The 16330-nt window shown below is 67.1% G+C and carries 17 protein-coding genes; 1 reads left to right on the top strand and 16 read right to left on the bottom strand.

Translation table 11 applies throughout. The features are described from left to right. Positions 1 to 80: 80 nt before the first annotated feature. From NV1_RS30030 to ftsH, 16 genes are all read right to left on the bottom strand, one after another. Positions 81 to 704: an FHA domain-containing protein gene (locus NV1_RS30030; RefSeq protein ID WP_067898954.1), complete on the bottom strand. Its 624-nt coding sequence runs from the start codon at positions 702 to 704 to the stop codon at positions 81 to 83. 229 nt (positions 705 to 933) lie between these two features. Further along, positions 934 to 1299, bottom strand: coding sequence for a histone-like nucleoid-structuring protein Lsr2 (locus NV1_RS30020; protein WP_067898947.1), 366 nt, complete (start codon positions 1297 to 1299; stop codon positions 934 to 936). 116 nt (positions 1300 to 1415) lie between these two features. Continuing rightward, on the bottom strand, positions 1416 to 2882 hold the full coding sequence (gene lysS / locus NV1_RS30015; protein WP_067898945.1) for a lysine--tRNA ligase: 1467 nt from the start codon (positions 2880 to 2882) through the stop codon (positions 1416 to 1418). A 296-nt stretch (positions 2883 to 3178) separates the two neighbouring features. After that, positions 3179 to 3610, bottom strand: a complete 432-nt coding sequence (locus NV1_RS30010; RefSeq protein ID WP_157117453.1) for a rhodanese-like domain-containing protein — start codon at positions 3608 to 3610, stop codon at positions 3179 to 3181. Between the two features lies 1 nt (position 3611). Further along, positions 3612 to 4304 (bottom strand): cysteine dioxygenase, encoded by a 693-nt coding sequence (locus tag NV1_RS30005; RefSeq protein WP_084525936.1) that lies wholly within the window; start codon positions 4302 to 4304, stop codon positions 3612 to 3614. Between the two features lie 185 nt (positions 4305 to 4489). Then, a complete protein-coding gene (locus NV1_RS30000) occupies positions 4490 to 5311 on the bottom strand; it encodes a type III pantothenate kinase (protein ID WP_067898942.1) in 822 nt (273 codons plus the stop codon). Between the two features lie 263 nt (positions 5312 to 5574). Further along, the gene (gene panD / locus NV1_RS29995; RefSeq protein ID WP_067898940.1) at positions 5575 to 5994 is read right to left on the bottom strand and encodes an aspartate 1-decarboxylase; all 420 of its coding nucleotides are present in this window, start codon (positions 5992 to 5994) and stop codon (positions 5575 to 5577) included. 13 nt (positions 5995 to 6007) lie between these two features. Further along, on the bottom strand, positions 6008 to 6964 hold the full coding sequence (gene panC / locus NV1_RS29990; protein ID WP_067898938.1) for a pantoate--beta-alanine ligase: 957 nt from the start codon (positions 6962 to 6964) through the stop codon (positions 6008 to 6010). Further along, the gene (locus NV1_RS29985) at positions 6964 to 7944 is read right to left on the bottom strand and encodes a Rossmann-like and DUF2520 domain-containing protein (RefSeq protein WP_084525939.1); all 981 of its coding nucleotides are present in this window, start codon (positions 7942 to 7944) and stop codon (positions 6964 to 6966) included. Before NV1_RS29985 ends, panC begins: the two co-directional genes overlap by 1 nt. Before the next feature lie 271 nt (positions 7945 to 8215). Then, positions 8216 to 9079, bottom strand: a complete 864-nt coding sequence (locus tag NV1_RS29980; RefSeq protein ID WP_067898935.1) for a DUF6779 domain-containing protein — start codon at positions 9077 to 9079, stop codon at positions 8216 to 8218. A 73-nt stretch (positions 9080 to 9152) separates the two neighbouring features. Next, positions 9153 to 9620 carry a DUF3180 domain-containing protein gene (locus NV1_RS29975; protein ID WP_067898959.1) on the bottom strand — a complete coding sequence of 156 codons (468 nt, stop codon included), beginning with the start codon at positions 9618 to 9620 and terminating at the stop codon, positions 9153 to 9155. A gap of 135 nt (positions 9621 to 9755) precedes the next feature. Then, positions 9756 to 10292, bottom strand: coding sequence for a 2-amino-4-hydroxy-6-hydroxymethyldihydropteridine diphosphokinase (gene folK, locus NV1_RS29970; RefSeq protein WP_067898932.1), 537 nt, complete (start codon positions 10290 to 10292; stop codon positions 9756 to 9758). After that, complete coding sequence (folB, locus tag NV1_RS29965; protein WP_067898957.1) at positions 10289 to 10666, bottom strand: dihydroneopterin aldolase; 378 nt, start codon at positions 10664 to 10666, stop codon at positions 10289 to 10291. The genes folK and folB overlap by 4 nt, the downstream gene beginning before the upstream one ends. Positions 10667 to 10794: 128 nt before the next feature. Next, complete coding sequence (gene folP, locus NV1_RS29960) at positions 10795 to 11631, bottom strand: dihydropteroate synthase (protein WP_067898929.1); 837 nt, start codon at positions 11629 to 11631, stop codon at positions 10795 to 10797. 260 nt (positions 11632 to 11891) lie between these two features. Further along, the gene (folE, locus tag NV1_RS29955) at positions 11892 to 12524 is read right to left on the bottom strand and encodes a GTP cyclohydrolase I FolE (protein WP_067898926.1); all 633 of its coding nucleotides are present in this window, start codon (positions 12522 to 12524) and stop codon (positions 11892 to 11894) included. Between the two features lie 77 nt (positions 12525 to 12601). Then, positions 12602 to 14956 carry an ATP-dependent zinc metalloprotease FtsH gene (gene ftsH / locus NV1_RS29950; protein WP_067898923.1) on the bottom strand — a complete coding sequence of 785 codons (2355 nt, stop codon included), beginning with the start codon at positions 14954 to 14956 and terminating at the stop codon, positions 12602 to 12604. Between the two features lie 478 nt (positions 14957 to 15434). Here ftsH and NV1_RS29945 point away from each other — a divergent pair, with 478 nt between their 5' ends. After that, a complete protein-coding gene (locus tag NV1_RS29945) occupies positions 15435 to 16277 on the top strand; it encodes a hypothetical protein (protein WP_245713994.1) in 843 nt (280 codons plus the stop codon). Positions 16278 to 16330 lie beyond the last annotated feature (53 nt).

Here is a 16330-nt window from a genome sequence, read left to right as displayed (position 1 = left end):
GAGTCTCGAGGGCTGAACGACGAGCCACCAAGCGCGCCGAAAACAGCCGCAGCGAAGCGGAGGCCGAAAACACAGCGAAATTACAGGTCGCGGTCGGCGATGATTCCGCTCTGGATGGCCAGGCCCGCGAGGCGGACTCGCTTCTGGTTCTGCGGGAGGTCTTCCACGCCGAACTTCGAAAACAGCGTGCGCAGATGGGTTTTGATGGCGTCGACGCTCAGGAACAACTCGTCGGCGATCTGTTGATTCGATGCGGGCGTGGCGAATCCGGCGTTGTTCTTGTACGGACGGCACAGCGCGATCAGCACGGAGCGTTGGGTATCGGTCAGCGTGCGCAGCGTGGGGAACGTGCCGGAGGAGATGCGCGTCGCATCGTCGGCGGCGCCGCTGTAGTCGTGGAAGGAGACCAGCGAGGTGCCGACCCGGATCCGGTCGCCGGCGGCGAGGCGGCGGCGGCCCGCCAGACGCTCGCCGTTGACGAAAGTGCCGTTGCGAGAAAGGCCGTCGTCGACGATCGTCCACTGCGCGCCCAGATACTCCACGGCCGCGTGCACCCGTGAGACTTCGGCATCCCAGGACAGCGTCAGATCCGCCTGCGGAGAGCGGCCGATGGTGATGCGCTGTTGTTCGGGATCGAGTGTCAACTCCTGCTGACGTCCCGTGTCGTCGGCGAAGCGCAGGAACGATCCCCGAAAATCGCTCACCGCGGCGACACCTCGATCATCGAAACCAACGACGTATTCTGCACAGTTTCCATGGTGCCGCGCCCTCCCAACACGAGCAAGATCGTAAAGTTGATACCTACCACGAGTTGAAGGCACCAGTCATATCCGATATGCATGAAAACGCCGTCGCTGTCCGGATGTCGCACGATTCCTCCGGACCGCGACGGCACAATGGGAACAACCCTTCGGCCCCCCGGTGGCCGATGTACTAGCTGGCGCGGCCGACTTCCTTGTTGTACGCATCGGTAATTTCCGCGGAGATACGTCCGCGCGCGGAGACCTTGTGGCCCTTGCGGCGGGCCCATTCACGAATTGCCGCACTCTGCTCACGATCCATCGACACGCGGCTCTTCGGCGCGCCGGTGTTCACGCCTGCGGCCTTACCGCGTCGACGACCGCTGACTCGACGCGCGCTGGCGACCCAGGTTTCCAGGCCGTCACGCAGCTTCGCCGCGTTTGTCGTGGACAAGTCGATCTCGTACGAAACACCATCGATCGCAAACTCGATGGTCTCATCCGCGATGGACTCCCCATCGACATCATCGATCAGGCTGACGGTGACCTTCTTTGCCATGAGATGAACGTCCTCTCGAAATCGTGCGACCCGCATACTAGGCCGATACCCGAGTCGAGAATACCTCGAATTCGGAGATTTCCAAGCCGGGGTCAGTGGAATGAATCCGGTACCACTCAGCGCGCCGCGGGGCGCACAATTGGGAACAGTATCGTTTCCCGGATTCCGAGCCCGGTCAACGCCATCAGCAAGCGATCGATTCCCATACCCGTTCCGGTGGTCGGCGGCATACCGTGTTCCATCGCGGCGAGGAAGTCCTCGTCGAGCCGCATCGCCTCGTCATCACCGGCCGCGGCCAATCTGGCCTGATCGATGAACCGATCGCGCTGAATGACCGGATCCACGAGTTCGGAATAGCCCGTCGCCAACTCGAAGCCGCGGACGTACAGATCCCACTTCTCGGTCACGCCCGGTCGGCTGCGATGCTGCCGAGTCAGCGGTGAGGTCTCCACCGGGAAGTCACGCACGAAAGTCGGCGCGTAGAGCTTGTCGCCATAGACGTGCTCCCACAGTTCCTCGACGAGTTTGCCGTGTCCGTAGGCCTTGCCCTGCGGAATTTCCAGACCGACCTGTTCGGCCAGCGCCAGCAATTCGGGTACGGTCGTTTCCGGAGTGACCGGCACACCCAACGAGTCGGACAGCGACGGGTACATCTCCACGGTGTTCCACTCGCCGCTCAGATCGTATTCGGTGCCGTCGGCCAGAGTCACCACCTGCGTTCCGAAGACCTCCTGTGCGATCTCCTGGATCAATTCCCGGGTCATCAGCGCGGAATCGTCGTAGGTGCCGTACGCTTCGTAGGTTTCCAACATCGCGAACTCAGGGGAATGCGTGGAATCCGCGCCCTCGTTACGGAAGTTGCGGTTGACCTCGAAGACCTTCTCGATACCGCCGACCACGCACCGCTTGAGGAACAGCTCCGGTGCAATGCGCAGGTACAGATCGATATCGAGGGCATTTGAATGGGTGATGAACGGACGAGCCGCAGCACCGCCGTGCAAGGTCTGCAGCATCGGCGTCTCGACCTCCAGGAAACCCCTGCGCTCCAACGCATTTCGCATCGCGCGAACAACCTTTACGCGAGTGCGCGCCATTTCCCGGGCCTCCGGGCGCACGATCAGGTCCACATAACGCTGCCGGACCCGGGACTCCTCGCCCATCTCCTTGTGCGCGACCGGGAGCGGACGCAGCGACTTGGCCGCCATCGACCAGGAATCCGCCATCACGCTCAATTCACCGGTGCGCGAGGAGATCACCTCACCGTGCACGAATACGAAGTCACCGAGATCCACATCGGCCTTCCAGGCCGCCAGCGCGTCGGCACCGACGCCGTTCAGACTGATCATCGCCTGCAGCTTGGTTCCGTCGCCCTCCTGGAGCGTGGCGAAACACAGCTTGCCGGTATTGCGCACGAATATGACGCGTCCGGCGACGCCGGCCGTGAGACCGGTGCGGGTGTCGGGTTCCAGGTCGGGATACGCCGCCCGGATTTCCGCGAGCGTATGCGTGCGCGGAACAACCACCGGATACGGCTGCACCCCCTGCTCGAGCAGCCTCTCCCGCTTGTCCCGGCGAATCCGCATCTGCTCGGGGACATCGACTTCCGCTGCGGCAGGACGGCTTTGCCCCGCGGGTTTCGAGCCCGCGGCGCGACCGGATGAAGGGGTGTTCGGCGTGCTCACAGCACATACCCTAGCGTGCGCGGGAAATCGTTCGGCGCGCCGCCCGAGCACTACCGGAGCGTAACCCGCGCGGACGCATTTCGGGTACACCGACCGGGCATATGCGGGCACGACGAAGCGGGCCGGAATGGTGATATTCCGGACACCTGACCGAAATCTATTGCGCCGGTCCGCCGTTCGTCTCGGGAACGGGTGAATTACAGCGAGACGAGCGCGCCGACCTCACGGCTGAAGTGCGTGGCGCCCGCCGCCACCGACAGCAGCCCGGCCGCTTTCAGCGCCTGATATCCACCCACCAGATCGGTGGCCCGGCGCAATCCGAGCCGCTGCAGCGAGGCCGCGGCCAGGCTCGAGGTGTAGCCCTCCGAGCACACGATGATCCATTCCACATCGTGATCCGTGGCCAGGGCCAGGCGTGCGGAACTGGTCGGGTCCAGCCGCCATTCCAGCACATTGCGTTCGATCACCAGCGCGCCCGGCAGTGTGCCTTCCTTACCGCGCTGCGCTTGCGGCCGAATATCGACCAGCATCGCGCCACGCTCGATCGCCTGCGGCAATTCGAATGCGTAGATCCGCGTCAGCCGGGCGCGAGCCTCGTCCAGCATGCCCTCGATCGTCAGATGGGTCATTTCACATCGCCTTCGGGGTGTGTGTGGCCGGGCCGGGATTCGACGGCAGGATGCCGCTGGTGACCGTGTCGGGCTCGGGCTCGTCGGTGAGTACTGTCCGGGTGCGGCGCAGCGTGCCGTGGCCGGTGACCTCGTAGTAGGACATCGCGGACAGCGGTGGGGAGTACGCGTGCACGGACAACGTCGGATCCAACGGTCCCGGTTCGGGTTTCGCGCCGAGCGCGAGGTCCGGGGCACGCACGACGTCGTGCACCCAGCCGAGCGGGAACGATGCCTGATCACCCGCGGTCAGCGTGCGCTCGCGCAATTCCCTTCCGTTCCAACGGAATTCCGATAACGCGCCGCTGAGCACGGTGAGCGCGCCCAGCGACCCGGCATGATCGTGCAGTTCGGTCGAGCGGTCCGGCACCCAGCTGATCAACCAGACGTCGACCTCGTCGTCGGCGAGCAGCCTTGTGGCCCAGCGGTTTTCGGTGGGCCAGACGCCGTCTGCCGGGAACAGGTGATCGTACCGGCCGGCCAGCACATCCTCGGCGCCCTCATCGGTCAGGCGCAGCAGATCGGCGGGGCGCAGCCGCGTCGGCAGCGCCGAGGCCACGGCGCGGTCGGCGATATCGGCGGACAGCCGGGAGTTCGGGACCGAGAAACGCGGCGAGGCGACGCGTGCGGGACGAGTGATACCTGCGGAACGCATGAGGAAGGCTCCAGGAGAAGTGGCGGTCGAGGGCGGATACCAAGCCCCGACATCAGCCGAGGCGAATCAGCCTCGACAACACTCCTGGATGCTCACGCGGTGGGACACGAGCGCAATAGTAGCAGCGGATCGCGGCAGCGCACACCACCGTGTGGCCGAGGCAACATCCGCAGCACGGCCACCGGCTACTTGGCCGGCCGCGCGCGCACCGAACCGCTCGAACGCTGCTGATTGCGCTCGTAGACCAGGCGCAGGCCCTCGTGCGTCAGATGTGGCTCGTGATGCTCGATGGTCTCCGATTCGGGCACGATCAGCGGCGCGCTGGGCCCGGTGGCGACGATCACGACGTCATCTCCGGCGAAGGCGTCGAGTTCGTCGCGAATCCGATCGATCAGGCCGTCGACCAGACCGGCGAAACCGAAGATCGCCCCGGACTGCATGCATTCCATGCTGTTCTTGCCGACCACCGAGCGCGGACGCGCGAGTTCCGCGCGCCGCAAGGCCGTGCGCGCGACCAGCGCTTCGGTGGAGATCTCCACCCCGGGCGCGATACTGCCGCCGAGAAATTCCCCCTTCGCCGAGACCAGGTCCACGCAGACCGCACTGCCGAAATCGACCACAATCGCGGGAGAATTACCGAAACGGTGATATGCCGCAAGACAATTCACGATCCGGTCCGCGCCGACCTCCTTGGGGTTGTCGACCAGCAGCGGAATTCCGGTCCGCACGCCCGGCTCGACGAGCACGTGCAGCAGATGACCCCAGTACCGGCTCATCATCTCGCGCAGTTCGCGCAGCACCGGCGGCACCGTCGAGAGCGCCGACACCCCGACGACCTGCTCGATCTGCTCACCGACCAACCCACGCACCTGCATCGCGAATTCATCCGCGGTCAGCAGCGGATTGGTATGCGTGCGCCAGGTCCGCACCAGCTTGGCGTGATCCCCGCTACCGGAGAACAGCCCGACCTCGATACTGGTATTGCGCACATCGATCGTCAGCAACATCGGATGCCCCGATCCCTTTCTGTATTTTTGGCCTCCGCTCCGCTCCGGCGGGGCCGCGGCCCCCGAAGGGCCGATTCTTCCCTCCCTCCACTCCTCCGCTTCGCTCCCCCGCTCCGGTCAGTCCAGAATCGACCCGGGCCGCGGCCTTTGGTGTCGGCGTTTGCTCGGGGTGGGCGGAACTGGGCGAACTTCAGCGGTTGGGGTTGGAGTCGGTTGCGAGACGAATCGCGCACGTAAACAACCATCCAGCGGGGGAGATGAGGTCAGGCCGGAGTCAGCGAACGCGGAGAGGTCAGGCCCGAACCCTCGGGCGCATGCGCCGGATCGGCGCCGAGGTGGACCTGGCGGTTGTGTTCATCGACGAAGACCACGCGCGGGGCGTACTCCCGCAGTTCGGCCTCGTCCATCATGCCGTACGCGATGAGGATGACCAGATCGCCCGGATGCACGAGATGCGCTGCCGCGCCGTTGATTCCGATCACTCCAGAGCCGCGTTCACCGGCGATCACGTAGGTCTCGAGCCGGGCGCCGTTGTCGATGTCGACGATGCAGACCTGCTCGCCCTCGAGCAGATCCGCGGCGTCCATCAGATCCGGATCCACGGTCACCGAGCCGACGTAGTGCAGGTCGGCCTGGGTCACCGTGGCGCGGTGGATCTTCGACTTCATCATGGTGCGCAACATCGTCGTGGTCTTCCTATGCGGTCGCCGGAGCGTGGTCGGGAGTGGTCGGATGGCCGTCGATCGGGACGCCGATCGTGAGCGGCATGTTGTCGATCAGGCGCGTCGCGCCGAGGCGGGCGGCGACGAGCAGCCGGGCGTTACCGTTCCAGGCGGTATTCCCCTGTGCCGCAACGGCTTCCGGAATCGGGCGCAGATCCGCGGTGCGTAGTTCCAGATAGTCGATCTCGACACCGGAGACGCTGTCCAGCACCGCGCGCGCGGCCGCGAGCACGGCGTCGGTCCCCAGACCCGCGGCGTGCCGTCCAGCGGTCAGCGCCGCGGACAACGTGACCGCCAGATCGCGCTGCACCGGATCCAGATAGCGATTGCGCGAGGACATCGCCAGCCCGTCCGGTTCGCGGACCGTGGCCACCGGGACGATCTTCACGTCGAAATTCAGATCCCGCACCAACTGCCGGATCAGCGTGAGCTGCTGATAATCCTTCTCACCGAAGAACGCCTCGTGCGGGCGGGTGATCTGCAGCAGTTTACTCACCACGGTCAGAACGCCCGCGAAATGCGTTGGGCGACTTGAGCCTTCGAGTTCGGCGGCGAGCGGGCCGGGATGCACCGAGGTGCGTGGGCCGTCCGGGTACATCTCCGCGGCGCTGGGCGCGAAGACCAGTTCCACCCCCTCGCCGCGCAGCAGCTCCACATCGGCGTCGAGGGTGCGCGGGTACTTGTCCAGATCCTCGTTCGCGCCGAATTGCAGCGGATTGACGAAGATCGAGACGATAACCACCTGATTGGTTCGCCTGGCCTGACGAACCAACTCGAGGTGCCCGTCGTGCAGCGCGCCCATGGTCGGCACCAGCGCGACCTTGCGACCCACCGAGCGCAGCGCGTTGGACACCGCGGTCACCGTCGCCGGATCGTGCAGGACGGTCAGCTCGCCCGGGGTGTACGCGCCGCGCAGTTCGGTATCGAACATCAGCTGTGCCTTTCTTCCGCCTGATCGGCCCCCTCGGTGGTCGCGTGACGCGGCACACTCGGTTCGCAATCTTTCAGCAAATCGATCATGACCTGGTCCGATCGCACCCGTTCGGCCGTGCGCAACGACAGTGCGCGATAGCCCTCGGCAACGCGGGGATCGGTTTTTTCCAGGGCTCTCAGGTGCGCGGCCACCGCGTCGGCGTCGCCACGCGCCACCGGGCCCGTCAGTGCGGCCTGTCCGCGGCGCAGCGCGTTGTCCAGCGCGGCCGACGCCAGCGGGGCGAGCATGCGCTCGGCAAGCCCGTTGGGCTCCTCGCCGACCAATTCCTGACCGAGCAGTCCCGGACCGGCGAGCGCGGCGCGTAGGGCCGATACCGCGTCTACTACCAGGGTGAGCAGATGGTTGCTGCCGTGCGCGAGCGCCGCGTGGTAGAGGGTGCGATGTTCCTCGGCCACTCGGACCGGTTCGCCGCCCATCTCGATCACCAGCGATTGCGCGATCGCATACCCGATCTCATCGGCCGCGGTGATCCCGAAACAGGCGTTGGCCAGGCGAGTGAGGTCCTCGTCGTGGCCGGTGAACGTCATCGCGGGGTGAATCGCCAGCGGTAGCGCACCCCGCTCGGTCAACGGCCCGAGCACGCCGATGCCGTTGGCGCCCGAGGTGTGCGCGACTATCGTGCCCGGCCGCACCGCCTGCGCGGCCGCGAGCCCGGCCACCAGAGCGGCCAGCTCACTGTCCGGCACCGCCAGGATCAGCAGCTCACTGCGCCCGGCCACCTCCTCGGCGGGCATGATCCGCGAATCCGGCAATCGGGTGCGGGCACGCTGGATCGAGGCATCCGAAATCGCGGATACCCCGAAAACGATGTGACCGGCACGTTCGAGTGCCGCACCCACCGCCGAACCGACGCGTCCCGCCGAGACGATTCCCACCGTCAACCGTGCGGGCGCAGGGTCGGCCCCTGAGACAGGCATGTCCGAGGTCACCATTGTCCTCTCGAAGTCGTTCCAGTCCCGCGACTGCGGCGGGTACCGGACGTTACGTTCCCGAGGATAGAACCCCGCAACTCACGCGACCAGATCCACACCCGGTGACATTCGCCGCACTGCCCCGGCCGGATCAGCTCGCGCCGCGTGTCTACAGCTCGGTCATGCCCCCGCAGCCGATCGGCCCGCGGATCGAAATCACCTCACGCGGTTCGGCGCGGCCGATCACCCCCGAGCCGAACAGGGCGATCCGACCAGATCAGCTCGCGCCGCGCTCGGACTGCAGGTTGGCCATGATCTCGGCGACGGAGAGCTTGCGGCCGTCGCCGGATTCGGCGAGGCGACGGCGGCGAGCGGTCGTGCCGATGGGGGTCGGGCCGGGCGGGGTGTCCGCGGCGTGGGCGGAGTGCTCGGAGGTCGAATCGGTGCCGTCCTCGGCATCGGCGGCGGCCAGGTCCTCGGCGGTCACCACCGAGGTCTCCGCGGTGACGGGATCGTCGTACGGGCTGGCGAAGGAGGGGGGTTCGGGGTGGTCGGGTTCGAAGACCGGAGTCACCGGATAGCGGGCGACGACCGGGGAGCTCCAGGCGTCCCAGGTGTCGGTTTCCTCGGGGTTATCGTTCGCTCGGATGTCGGCCGCGTCGAATGCGCCGGGCAGTTCCTGCAGGCGTATCGCGTCCGCGCGCAGCGCCGGGCGCTCCGCGAGCAGATCGCCGTCGAACAGCCGCTGCAAACTCTCGCGCAGCACCGTCAGTTCCGCGCGCAGTGCGGCCATCTCACCGGCCTCGGCGGCGACCTCCTGCCGGACTCGGGCCTCGACGCCGAGTTCGTACTCGCGCCGGGCGGTGATCTCGCGCTCGAGCTGCAGTTTGTAGACCGTCCGCAGATCGCGCACCTTGGCCTGGTCGACCGCGGCCTCGCGGCGGTAGCGGGACGCGGCCAGCGCGCCGATGACCGCGGCCCACAACGCCACGACGAGACCGACGCGGACCAACTGCACACTGCTGCTGAAAATCAGGAAAGCGCTGGCGATCAGTCCGAGCAGAATCAGACCGCCGATGATCAATTTCCCCGCGTCAACCCGTCGGCGGCGGGAAGTACTGCTTCGGGCGGGTGGCACCATGCCCGACAGGGTAGCCTGCGCGCGGAGTTCCGGCTCGCAGCTCAGGGGGTGATTCCACCCGGTTAGTTTGCTGTCAAGTTGCCGGTTCGTCGGGTGGTTCGCTGGGCGCTCGGCAGCAATACTCCAGCCACAGAGCCGCCGCGACGAGCAGCACTCCGGCGATCAATCCGACGATGGCGCCCGGCGTATCCGAGCCCGCCGCGCGCAGCGTCGAACGCTGCGGCAGCGTCCAGATCAGGAACCCCAGCCAGACCCCAGCGGCCAGCGAGCCCACCTGCGCCGAGGCCTTGGCCAGCGCGACGGCGCGCGCCGCGGTGATCGGATGCAACTGCTTTGGCCCGTCACCGATCCGTTGATCACCGACCCGCGCCCGAATCACGAAGGCCAGCACCGCATCCAGCGCGGCCACCGGATACAGTGATGCGCCCGCGATCACCGTGATCGGCGGAAAACTCGAATACGCCCAGCGCGTCGCGATCCAGGCGACCACCGCGGCGACGAAGACGTTCGCGAGCAGATCGAGGATCTTGGTCGGCTTCATGACGTTCATGCCGCGGCCTCACTCACCACTCGCGGTGCGCCCGCCATCGCTGCGCTCACGACTCCACCTCGCCGGCGCTCGCCTCCGTCGTGCGCGATGCGCACTGTGCCCATGGCTCACTCCGCTGCGCTCCGCTCACGACACCGCCCGCGGCAGCGTCAGCTCGGTCAGGCGTACCCCGGCGCGCTCGGCTGGGTCCAGCGCAGCCAGTAGTTCGCGCACCGGACTCGGGCGGCTCTGCACCTCGAGGATCGCGTCGGGTTCGACCTCGACCCAGGGCACCAGCACGAAGGCGCGGTTGTGCGCCTGCGGATGCGGCAGGGTCAGGGTCGGGTCGAGGCTTCGGCACACGCGTAGTCCCTCGGGTCGGCGCTCCGCGCACCAGATCACGTCTACGTCCAGAGTCCTTGCGCCCCAGCGCACTTCGCGAACCCGCTCGGCCGCTTGTTCGAGTTGCTGCCCGCGCCGCAACCATTCGCGCGCATCGGCGGCCGAGTCCTCCACCAGCAGAACGGCATTCAGATAATTCTGCTGCGGCACACCGCCCCAGGGCGCGGTCGAGTACACCGAGGACACCTCGACCAGCCAGGGCGCGAAGGCAGCCACCACGCTGCGCAGATGCGCCAGCCGATCGCCCAGATTCGAGCCGATCGACAACACCGCCCGGCTCATGCCGCCCCCGTCCCGGCGGATATGTCCGCGCGGGTGCGGGTGGCGACCACGCGAACGTCGGCGAAGGTGTGCGGGATCGGTGCCGACGGCTTGTGCAGCACCACCTCCGTCGCGGTCACCCGCGGATCGGTCATCACATCGTCGGCGATCTCGCAGACCACTGTCTCGATCAGATCGCGCGGCGGGCCCTGCACGATCGCGACCGCCCGCTCGGCCAGCTCGCCGTAGTCCACGGTCCGCGAAAGATCGTCCGTCGCAGCGGCTTCGGTGAAATCCAGCCACAACGTGATGTCCACCAGGAACTCCTGCCCCGCACGTCGCTCGAACTCGAAAACTCCGTGATACCCGAACGCCCGCAACCCCTCCAGCTCGATCCTGTGCTGGTTGGCTTTCGCTTCGCTCCCCCGCTCCGTCGGTCCGGGATCGACCCGGGCCGCAGCATCGAGGCTGCTCGAGATGGGCGAATCGCCCGAGCGCCTGGGGGTTTCATCGGGTTCTCGGGTCATGGGGTGGTTGCTCCATCCGTGGTACCGGGACGATCGGCAGCGCGGGACCAGGCGTCGGTCACGGCGATGGCGTCCAGGGACGCGCGCACATCGTGCACCCGAACGCCCCAGGCGCCGTGTTCGGCGGCGAGCGCGGAAATGGTGGCGGTCGCGACCTCGCGGCCGTCCGGCGGACGGAGGTCGTCGCCCTCGGCCAGCAACGCGCCCAGGAAACGCTTGCGGGAGGCGCCGATCAGGATCGGCAGTCCGGTGGCGGCATAGCGCGGCAGGGCGGCCAGCAGGGCCCAGTTGTGGGCCGCGTTCTTGGCGAAACCCAGTCCGGGATCCAGCACCAGGCGGTCGGTGTCCACACCGGCGGCCACCGCGAGATCCACCTGGGTGCGCAGTTCGTCCCAGACCTCGGCGACCACATCGTCGTAGTGATCGGCCGGACCGGTGTGCCGATAGTCCGCACCCGCCCGCCAGTGCATCAGAATCCACGGCACGCCCGCCGCGGCGACAACCTTCGCCATATCCGGATCAGCGCGGCCGCCCGACACGTCGTTGACGATCCACACCCCCGCCTCGATCGCGGCCTCGGCAACCCGCGCGCGCATGGTGTCCACACTCGTCGGCACACCCGCCGCGGTCAGTTCCCGGATCACCGGCACCACCCGCTCGGCCTCGGCCGCCGGATCGATGCGCACCGCACCGGGACGGGTGGACTCACCGCCCACATCGATGACGTCCGCACCCATCTCGTGCAGCGCCAGGCCGTGCGCCACCGCCAAACCCGGATCGAGATAGCGCCCACCATCGGAGAACGAATCACTCGTCACGTTGACGACGCCCATCACCACACACGATCGCCCGTTCCGCGGAAGTACTGCGTTCAATTGCCTCCGCTCCGCTCCGCCGGGCGGCCTCCCCCCAAGGGCCGGCTCCCCCCTCCTCCGCTCCTGCACCCGGCTCCCCCGCTCCGTCGATCCGGAATCGCCCTGGGCCACGGCCTCGGAGCCGACGTCGACCGCGAACCCGGTGCCGGTCTCGGCACGTGGTGTGACCCGGTCCTGCCGCACGCCCCGGGCGGGCTCGCGATGTGTGGCCAAGGCGCTCACTTCCGGAGTATCAGATCCAGGGCCTCGGCACGCGAGCTGGCGCTGCTCTGCAACAACCCGCGCACCGCCGATGTGGTGGTACTGGCGCCGGGCTTGCGGATGCCGCGCATCGCCATGCACAGATGTTCGGCCTCGACGACCACGATCGCGCCGCGCGGGTCCAGCTTGCGCATCACCGCGTCCGCGATCTGACTGGTCAGCCGCTCCTGCACCTGCGGACGTTTCGCGTACAGATCCACCAGCCGGGCCAGCTTCGACAGTCCGGTGACCCGGCCGTGCGGGCCCGGGATGTACCCGACGTGCGCGACCCCGTGGAAGGACACCAGATGATGTTCACAGGTCGAATACATCGGAATATCGCGCACCAGTACCAATTCCTGATGCCCCTCGTCGAACGTCGTGTTCAATACCGCGTCGGGCTCGGTGTACAGACCCGCGAACATCTCCTTGTAAGCCCGTGCGACCCGCGCCGGGGTTTCGAGCAGCCCGGGACGATCGGGGTCCTCTCCGACCGCGAGCAACAACTCCCGCACCGCCTTCTCCGCCCGAGCCTGATCGAAACCACGTCCGGTGCCGAGTGCGATCGGTTCGGTACTTACGCCGGAGAACCCATTGTTTTCGGCCGACACTCGAGGACACCTCCACAAAATCCTTGGGCACCGGGCAAACTTCCGGTACCCCGACCGCCGAGCCTAACCACCACCGGTCAGTTCCGGCCGTTCGGTCCGTCCCATTCGCCGCCCTCGCCCTCGCGGGGGATGGTGTATCCGGCGTCCTCCGGATCGCCCTGCTGATGCTGCGGCCGCTGATAGCGTTGTCCGCCCGCGGGAGCCCAGCCGCCGCGGTTCTGCTCACCGCCGTAGCCCGGCTGCTGCTGGCCCTCCTCCTGCGGCGGCCAGCCCGGGGCCGACCAACCCGCCGGAGCGCCGTAATCGGGCCGCGAGCCGTGCGTGCCGCCCTGATTCGGATACGCGGGCGGCGGACCCTGATATCCGGGCTGCGAGCCCTGGTAGCCCGGCTGCGGCGCGGGATGACCCGGCTGCTGGTCGCGGTACGCCTCCTGCAAATATCCGTTGGCCGGAACCGGCTGCGGTGCAACAGGTTCCAGCGCCTCGTCGGGCCACGGCTCGCCACGCTCGGCAGCCAGCTCACGCGGGGTCTTCACCGGCGGGCGATCCGAGGGGACGCGCTCGCCGAAATCGTTGAACGTGGTGATCCGCGGCCGCTTGATGACGGTCGTGAGCACCTGCTCGAGTTCCTTGCGGTGCAGCGTCTCCCGCTCGAGCAGGGCGGTGGCCAGCGAGTCCAGCTCGTCGCGGTACTCATTGAGAATCGCCCACGCCTCGGTGTGCGCGGCCTCGATGAGATTGCGCACCTCCTCGTCGATCTCACGGGCGACCTCGTGCGAGTAGTCCGAATTGGTTCCCATGGACCGGCCCAGGAACGGGTCGCCCTGTTCCTGCCCGTACCGCACCGCACCCAGCCGCGCGCTCATGCCGTATTCGGTGACCATCGCGCGGGCGATCTTGGTCGCCTGGTCGATATCCGAGGACGCGCCGGTGGTCGGCTCGTGGAACACCAGTTCCTCGGCCGCGCGGCCGCCCATCGCCATCACCAGACGCGCGATCATCTCGGAGCGGGTCATCAGGCCCTTGTCGTCCTCGGGCACGGTCATGGCGTGGCCACCGGTGCGGCCGCGGGCCAGAATGGTGACCTTGTAGACCGGCTCGATATCGGGCATCGCCCACGCGGCCAGGGTGTGTCCGCCCTCGTGGTACGCGGTGATCTTCTTCTCGTGCTCGCTGATGATGCGGCTCTTGCGGCGCGGGCCGCCGATCACGCGGTCCACCGACTCCTCGAGCGACGGCCCGGTGATGACGTTCCCGTGCTCACGCGCGGTGAGCAGCGCGGCCTCGTTGATCACATTGGCCAGATCGGCGCCGGACATGCCGACGGTGCGCTTGGCGAGACCGTCCAGATCGGCGTCGGGCGCGATCGGTTTGCCTTGCGAATGCACCCGCAGAATCGCGCGGCGACCGGCCAGATCCGGATTGCTGACCGGGATCTGCCGGTCGAACCGGCCCGGTCGCAGCAGCGCCGGGTCCAGGATGTCGGGCCGGTTGGTGGCCGCGATGATGATGACGCCGGTGCGATCGCCGAAACCATCCATCTCGACCAGCAACTGGTTCAGCGTCTGTTCGCGCTCGTCGTGGCCACCGCCGAGGCCAGCGCCGCGCTGGCGGCCGACCGCGTCGATCTCGTCCACGAAGATGATGCAGGGACTGTTCTGTTTGGCCTGGTCGAACAGGTCTCGCACCCGCGAGGCGCCGACACCTACGAACATCTCGACGAAGTCCGAACCGGAGATGGTGAAGAACGGCACACCCGCCTCGCCGGCGACCGCGCGCGCGAGCAGCGTCTTACCGGTGCCGGGCGGGCCGTACAGCAGCACGCCCTTCGGGATCTTCGCGCCGAGGGCCTGGTAGCGGGCTGGATTCTGCAGGAAGTCCTTGATCTCGTAGAGCTCCTCGACCGCCTCGTCCGCCCCGGCCACATCGGCGAAGGTGGTCTTGGGCATGTCCTTGGACAGCTGTTTGGCCTTGGACTTGCCGAACCCCATCATGCCGCCGCGACCACCGCCCTGCATGCGGGCCATCACGAAGACGAAAACGATCAGCAGCGCGACCATCGGCAACACGAACAGCAGCACCTGGGTGAGCCAGCTGTCCTGCTTGACCGTCGTGTTGTACGGCGCGCCGGATGCCTGCACATCCCGGAGAACCTGCGCGGACACCTCACTGCCGCCCGGATACTTCGCGATGATCTGGGTCTGGTTGCCGGTCGCGTCGTTGCCCTTGTTAAGGGTGATGCGCAGCTGCTGCTCTTTGTCGTCGATCTGGACCTGATGGACGTTGGCCTTGTCGGCGAGCTGAGTGAGCGCCACCGATGTGTCGACGTTCTTCCAGCCGCGCGTGTCGTTGCTGAAATAGCTGACCAGATAGATCACGAGCAGGATGCCCGCGACTATGGCCAGGTTGCGAAACACTGTCTTGCGGTTCATAGAGCGTCGGCCGGCGGGCCAGTCCTTTCCGGTGATTCCGGTGTGTGCCTGCGTGCGTCGCGGTGCCTCCGCACCACCAACCCGCCCCGGTCGGAGCGAACGGATGCGGACACGCCACGTTACCGCGTACGGTCTAACCGATACATCGCGCAGTTCGGCAGCTAATGCAGTTCAAAAGGTAAACGGTCGGAGAACGCAGCTGGTTCCCCGGCTCATGCTCGGGCAGGTACCTCGCGGCGTCTGCTCGAGCAGTCACAATCATGGCATGCACCACCTATTGTGAGCGACAACACAACCCTGTGGTGTGAGCGATGGCTCCGGCGGTAGCTTGTCCTCCCACCACCGGAACCCGTGAGCACCACAAGTCAGACAGAGCGCAGGGGGTATGGACATAGTCGAGCTACGGACACCCACAGCGATACTGCGCCACGGCGCCGGGCGGCTTCAGGTCCTGCGACCGGGCGCCGAAGGCGAGCGCGTGCTAGATGTTCCGGTCTCCGACCTGCTCAAGGTCCGGCTCAACCGGCGTGTCGACGACGCGGTCGTCATCGAGATCTACCTCCGGTACCCCAGCCCGGTCCTGACCGGCGTACCCGCCGACCGGACCCCGCTACCGGTACTCATCGCCGAACACGACATGCCGACCGCGATCGTCATCGTGGAGCGGATCAACAACCAGATCCTGGAGACCCAGCGCATCGATATGTCGGTGCCCGATCTCACACCGCCGGCTCCGGCGTGGGGCAAATCCGGCCCGACGCGCGCCGATGTGGACCGCGCGGTCCGCCGGATGGCGCCCCGGCGCGAGACCAAACCGGCGATCGGCGCATTGCACCAGATGGTCGGCCCCGACGAGTTCGCGCTGGAAACCGCATTTGCCGCCGCGACACCGCCCGCCGGGCGCGGGCGCGGCCTGCTCGTGGTCACCACCGAGCGGCTGCTGTTCCTGTCCGTCGGCTCGGCGGACCGCTACGCCTACGAGGTTCCGGTTGCGGCCCTGCTCTCGGCCCGGCAGGTGGACCATCGAGCGGCAGAGGACGGCGGCGACCCGTCGGCCGAATTCGGCATGGCCGTCCACGACGGCAATCAGACCATGTACTTCACCGGAGTCGACCGGGCCGACACCGATCGCGTCATCGGGGCGCTCAACTTCGCCATCCAGCGCGAAGCCGCGGACGGTGCGGTCGCACCGCCCGATCCCGGTGTGGCACAACTGTATTCGGAGTGGGAATTGCTGGTCGAGCGGCATTCGCTCGGCATGGTCGACGACGCGCAGTTCCAGCGATACGGCCGCGGCATCCTGCGCTCCCTACCGGACTGAGCTGTAATTTTGGCCTCCGCTTCGCTGCTGTGTATTCGGCCTCCGCTTCGCTG

The organism is Nocardia vaccinii NBRC 15922, from assembly GCF_001613305.1.
Classification (GTDB): Bacteria; Actinomycetota; Actinomycetes; order Mycobacteriales; family Mycobacteriaceae; genus Nocardia; species Nocardia vaccinii.
The sequence above is the reverse complement of the archived record's forward strand: the minus strand, read 5'-3'. Positions and strand labels throughout refer to the sequence as shown.

Bases quoted from the DNA above. Each gene is read 5' to 3' on its own strand.
- NV1_RS30020 (WP_067898947.1), bottom strand. From the start codon at position 1,299: ATGGCAAAGAAGGTCACCGTCAGCCTGATCGATGATGTCGATGGGGAG.
- lysS (WP_067898945.1), bottom strand. From the start codon at position 2,882: ATGCGGATTCGCCGGGACAAGCGGGAGAGGCTGCTCGAGCAGGGGGTG.
- NV1_RS30010 (WP_157117453.1), bottom strand. From the start codon at position 3,610: ATGACCCATCTGACGATCGAGGGCATGCTGGACGAGGCTCGCGCCCGG.
- NV1_RS30005 (WP_084525936.1), bottom strand. From the start codon at position 4,304: ATGCGTTCCGCAGGTATCACTCGTCCCGCACGCGTCGCCTCGCCGCGT.
- NV1_RS30000 (WP_067898942.1), bottom strand. From the start codon at position 5,311: ATGTTGCTGACGATCGATGTGCGCAATACCAGTATCGAGGTCGGGCTG.
- panD (WP_067898940.1), bottom strand. From the start codon at position 5,994: ATGTTGCGCACCATGATGAAGTCGAAGATCCACCGCGCCACGGTGACC.
- panC (WP_067898938.1), bottom strand. From the start codon at position 6,964: ATGTTCGATACCGAACTGCGCGGCGCGTACACCCCGGGCGAGCTGACC.
- NV1_RS29985 (WP_084525939.1), bottom strand. From the start codon at position 7,944: ATGCCTGTCTCAGGGGCCGACCCTGCGCCCGCACGGTTGACGGTGGGA.
- NV1_RS29980 (WP_067898935.1), bottom strand. From the start codon at position 9,079: ATGGTGCCACCCGCCCGAAGCAGTACTTCCCGCCGCCGACGGGTTGAC.
- NV1_RS29975 (WP_067898959.1), bottom strand. From the start codon at position 9,620: ATGAAGCCGACCAAGATCCTCGATCTGCTCGCGAACGTCTTCGTCGCC.
- folK (WP_067898932.1), bottom strand. From the start codon at position 10,292: ATGAGCCGGGCGGTGTTGTCGATCGGCTCGAATCTGGGCGATCGGCTG.
- folP (WP_067898929.1), bottom strand. From the start codon at position 11,631: ATGGGCGTCGTCAACGTGACGAGTGATTCGTTCTCCGATGGTGGGCGC.
- ftsH (WP_067898923.1), bottom strand. From the start codon at position 14,956: ATGAACCGCAAGACAGTGTTTCGCAACCTGGCCATAGTCGCGGGCATC.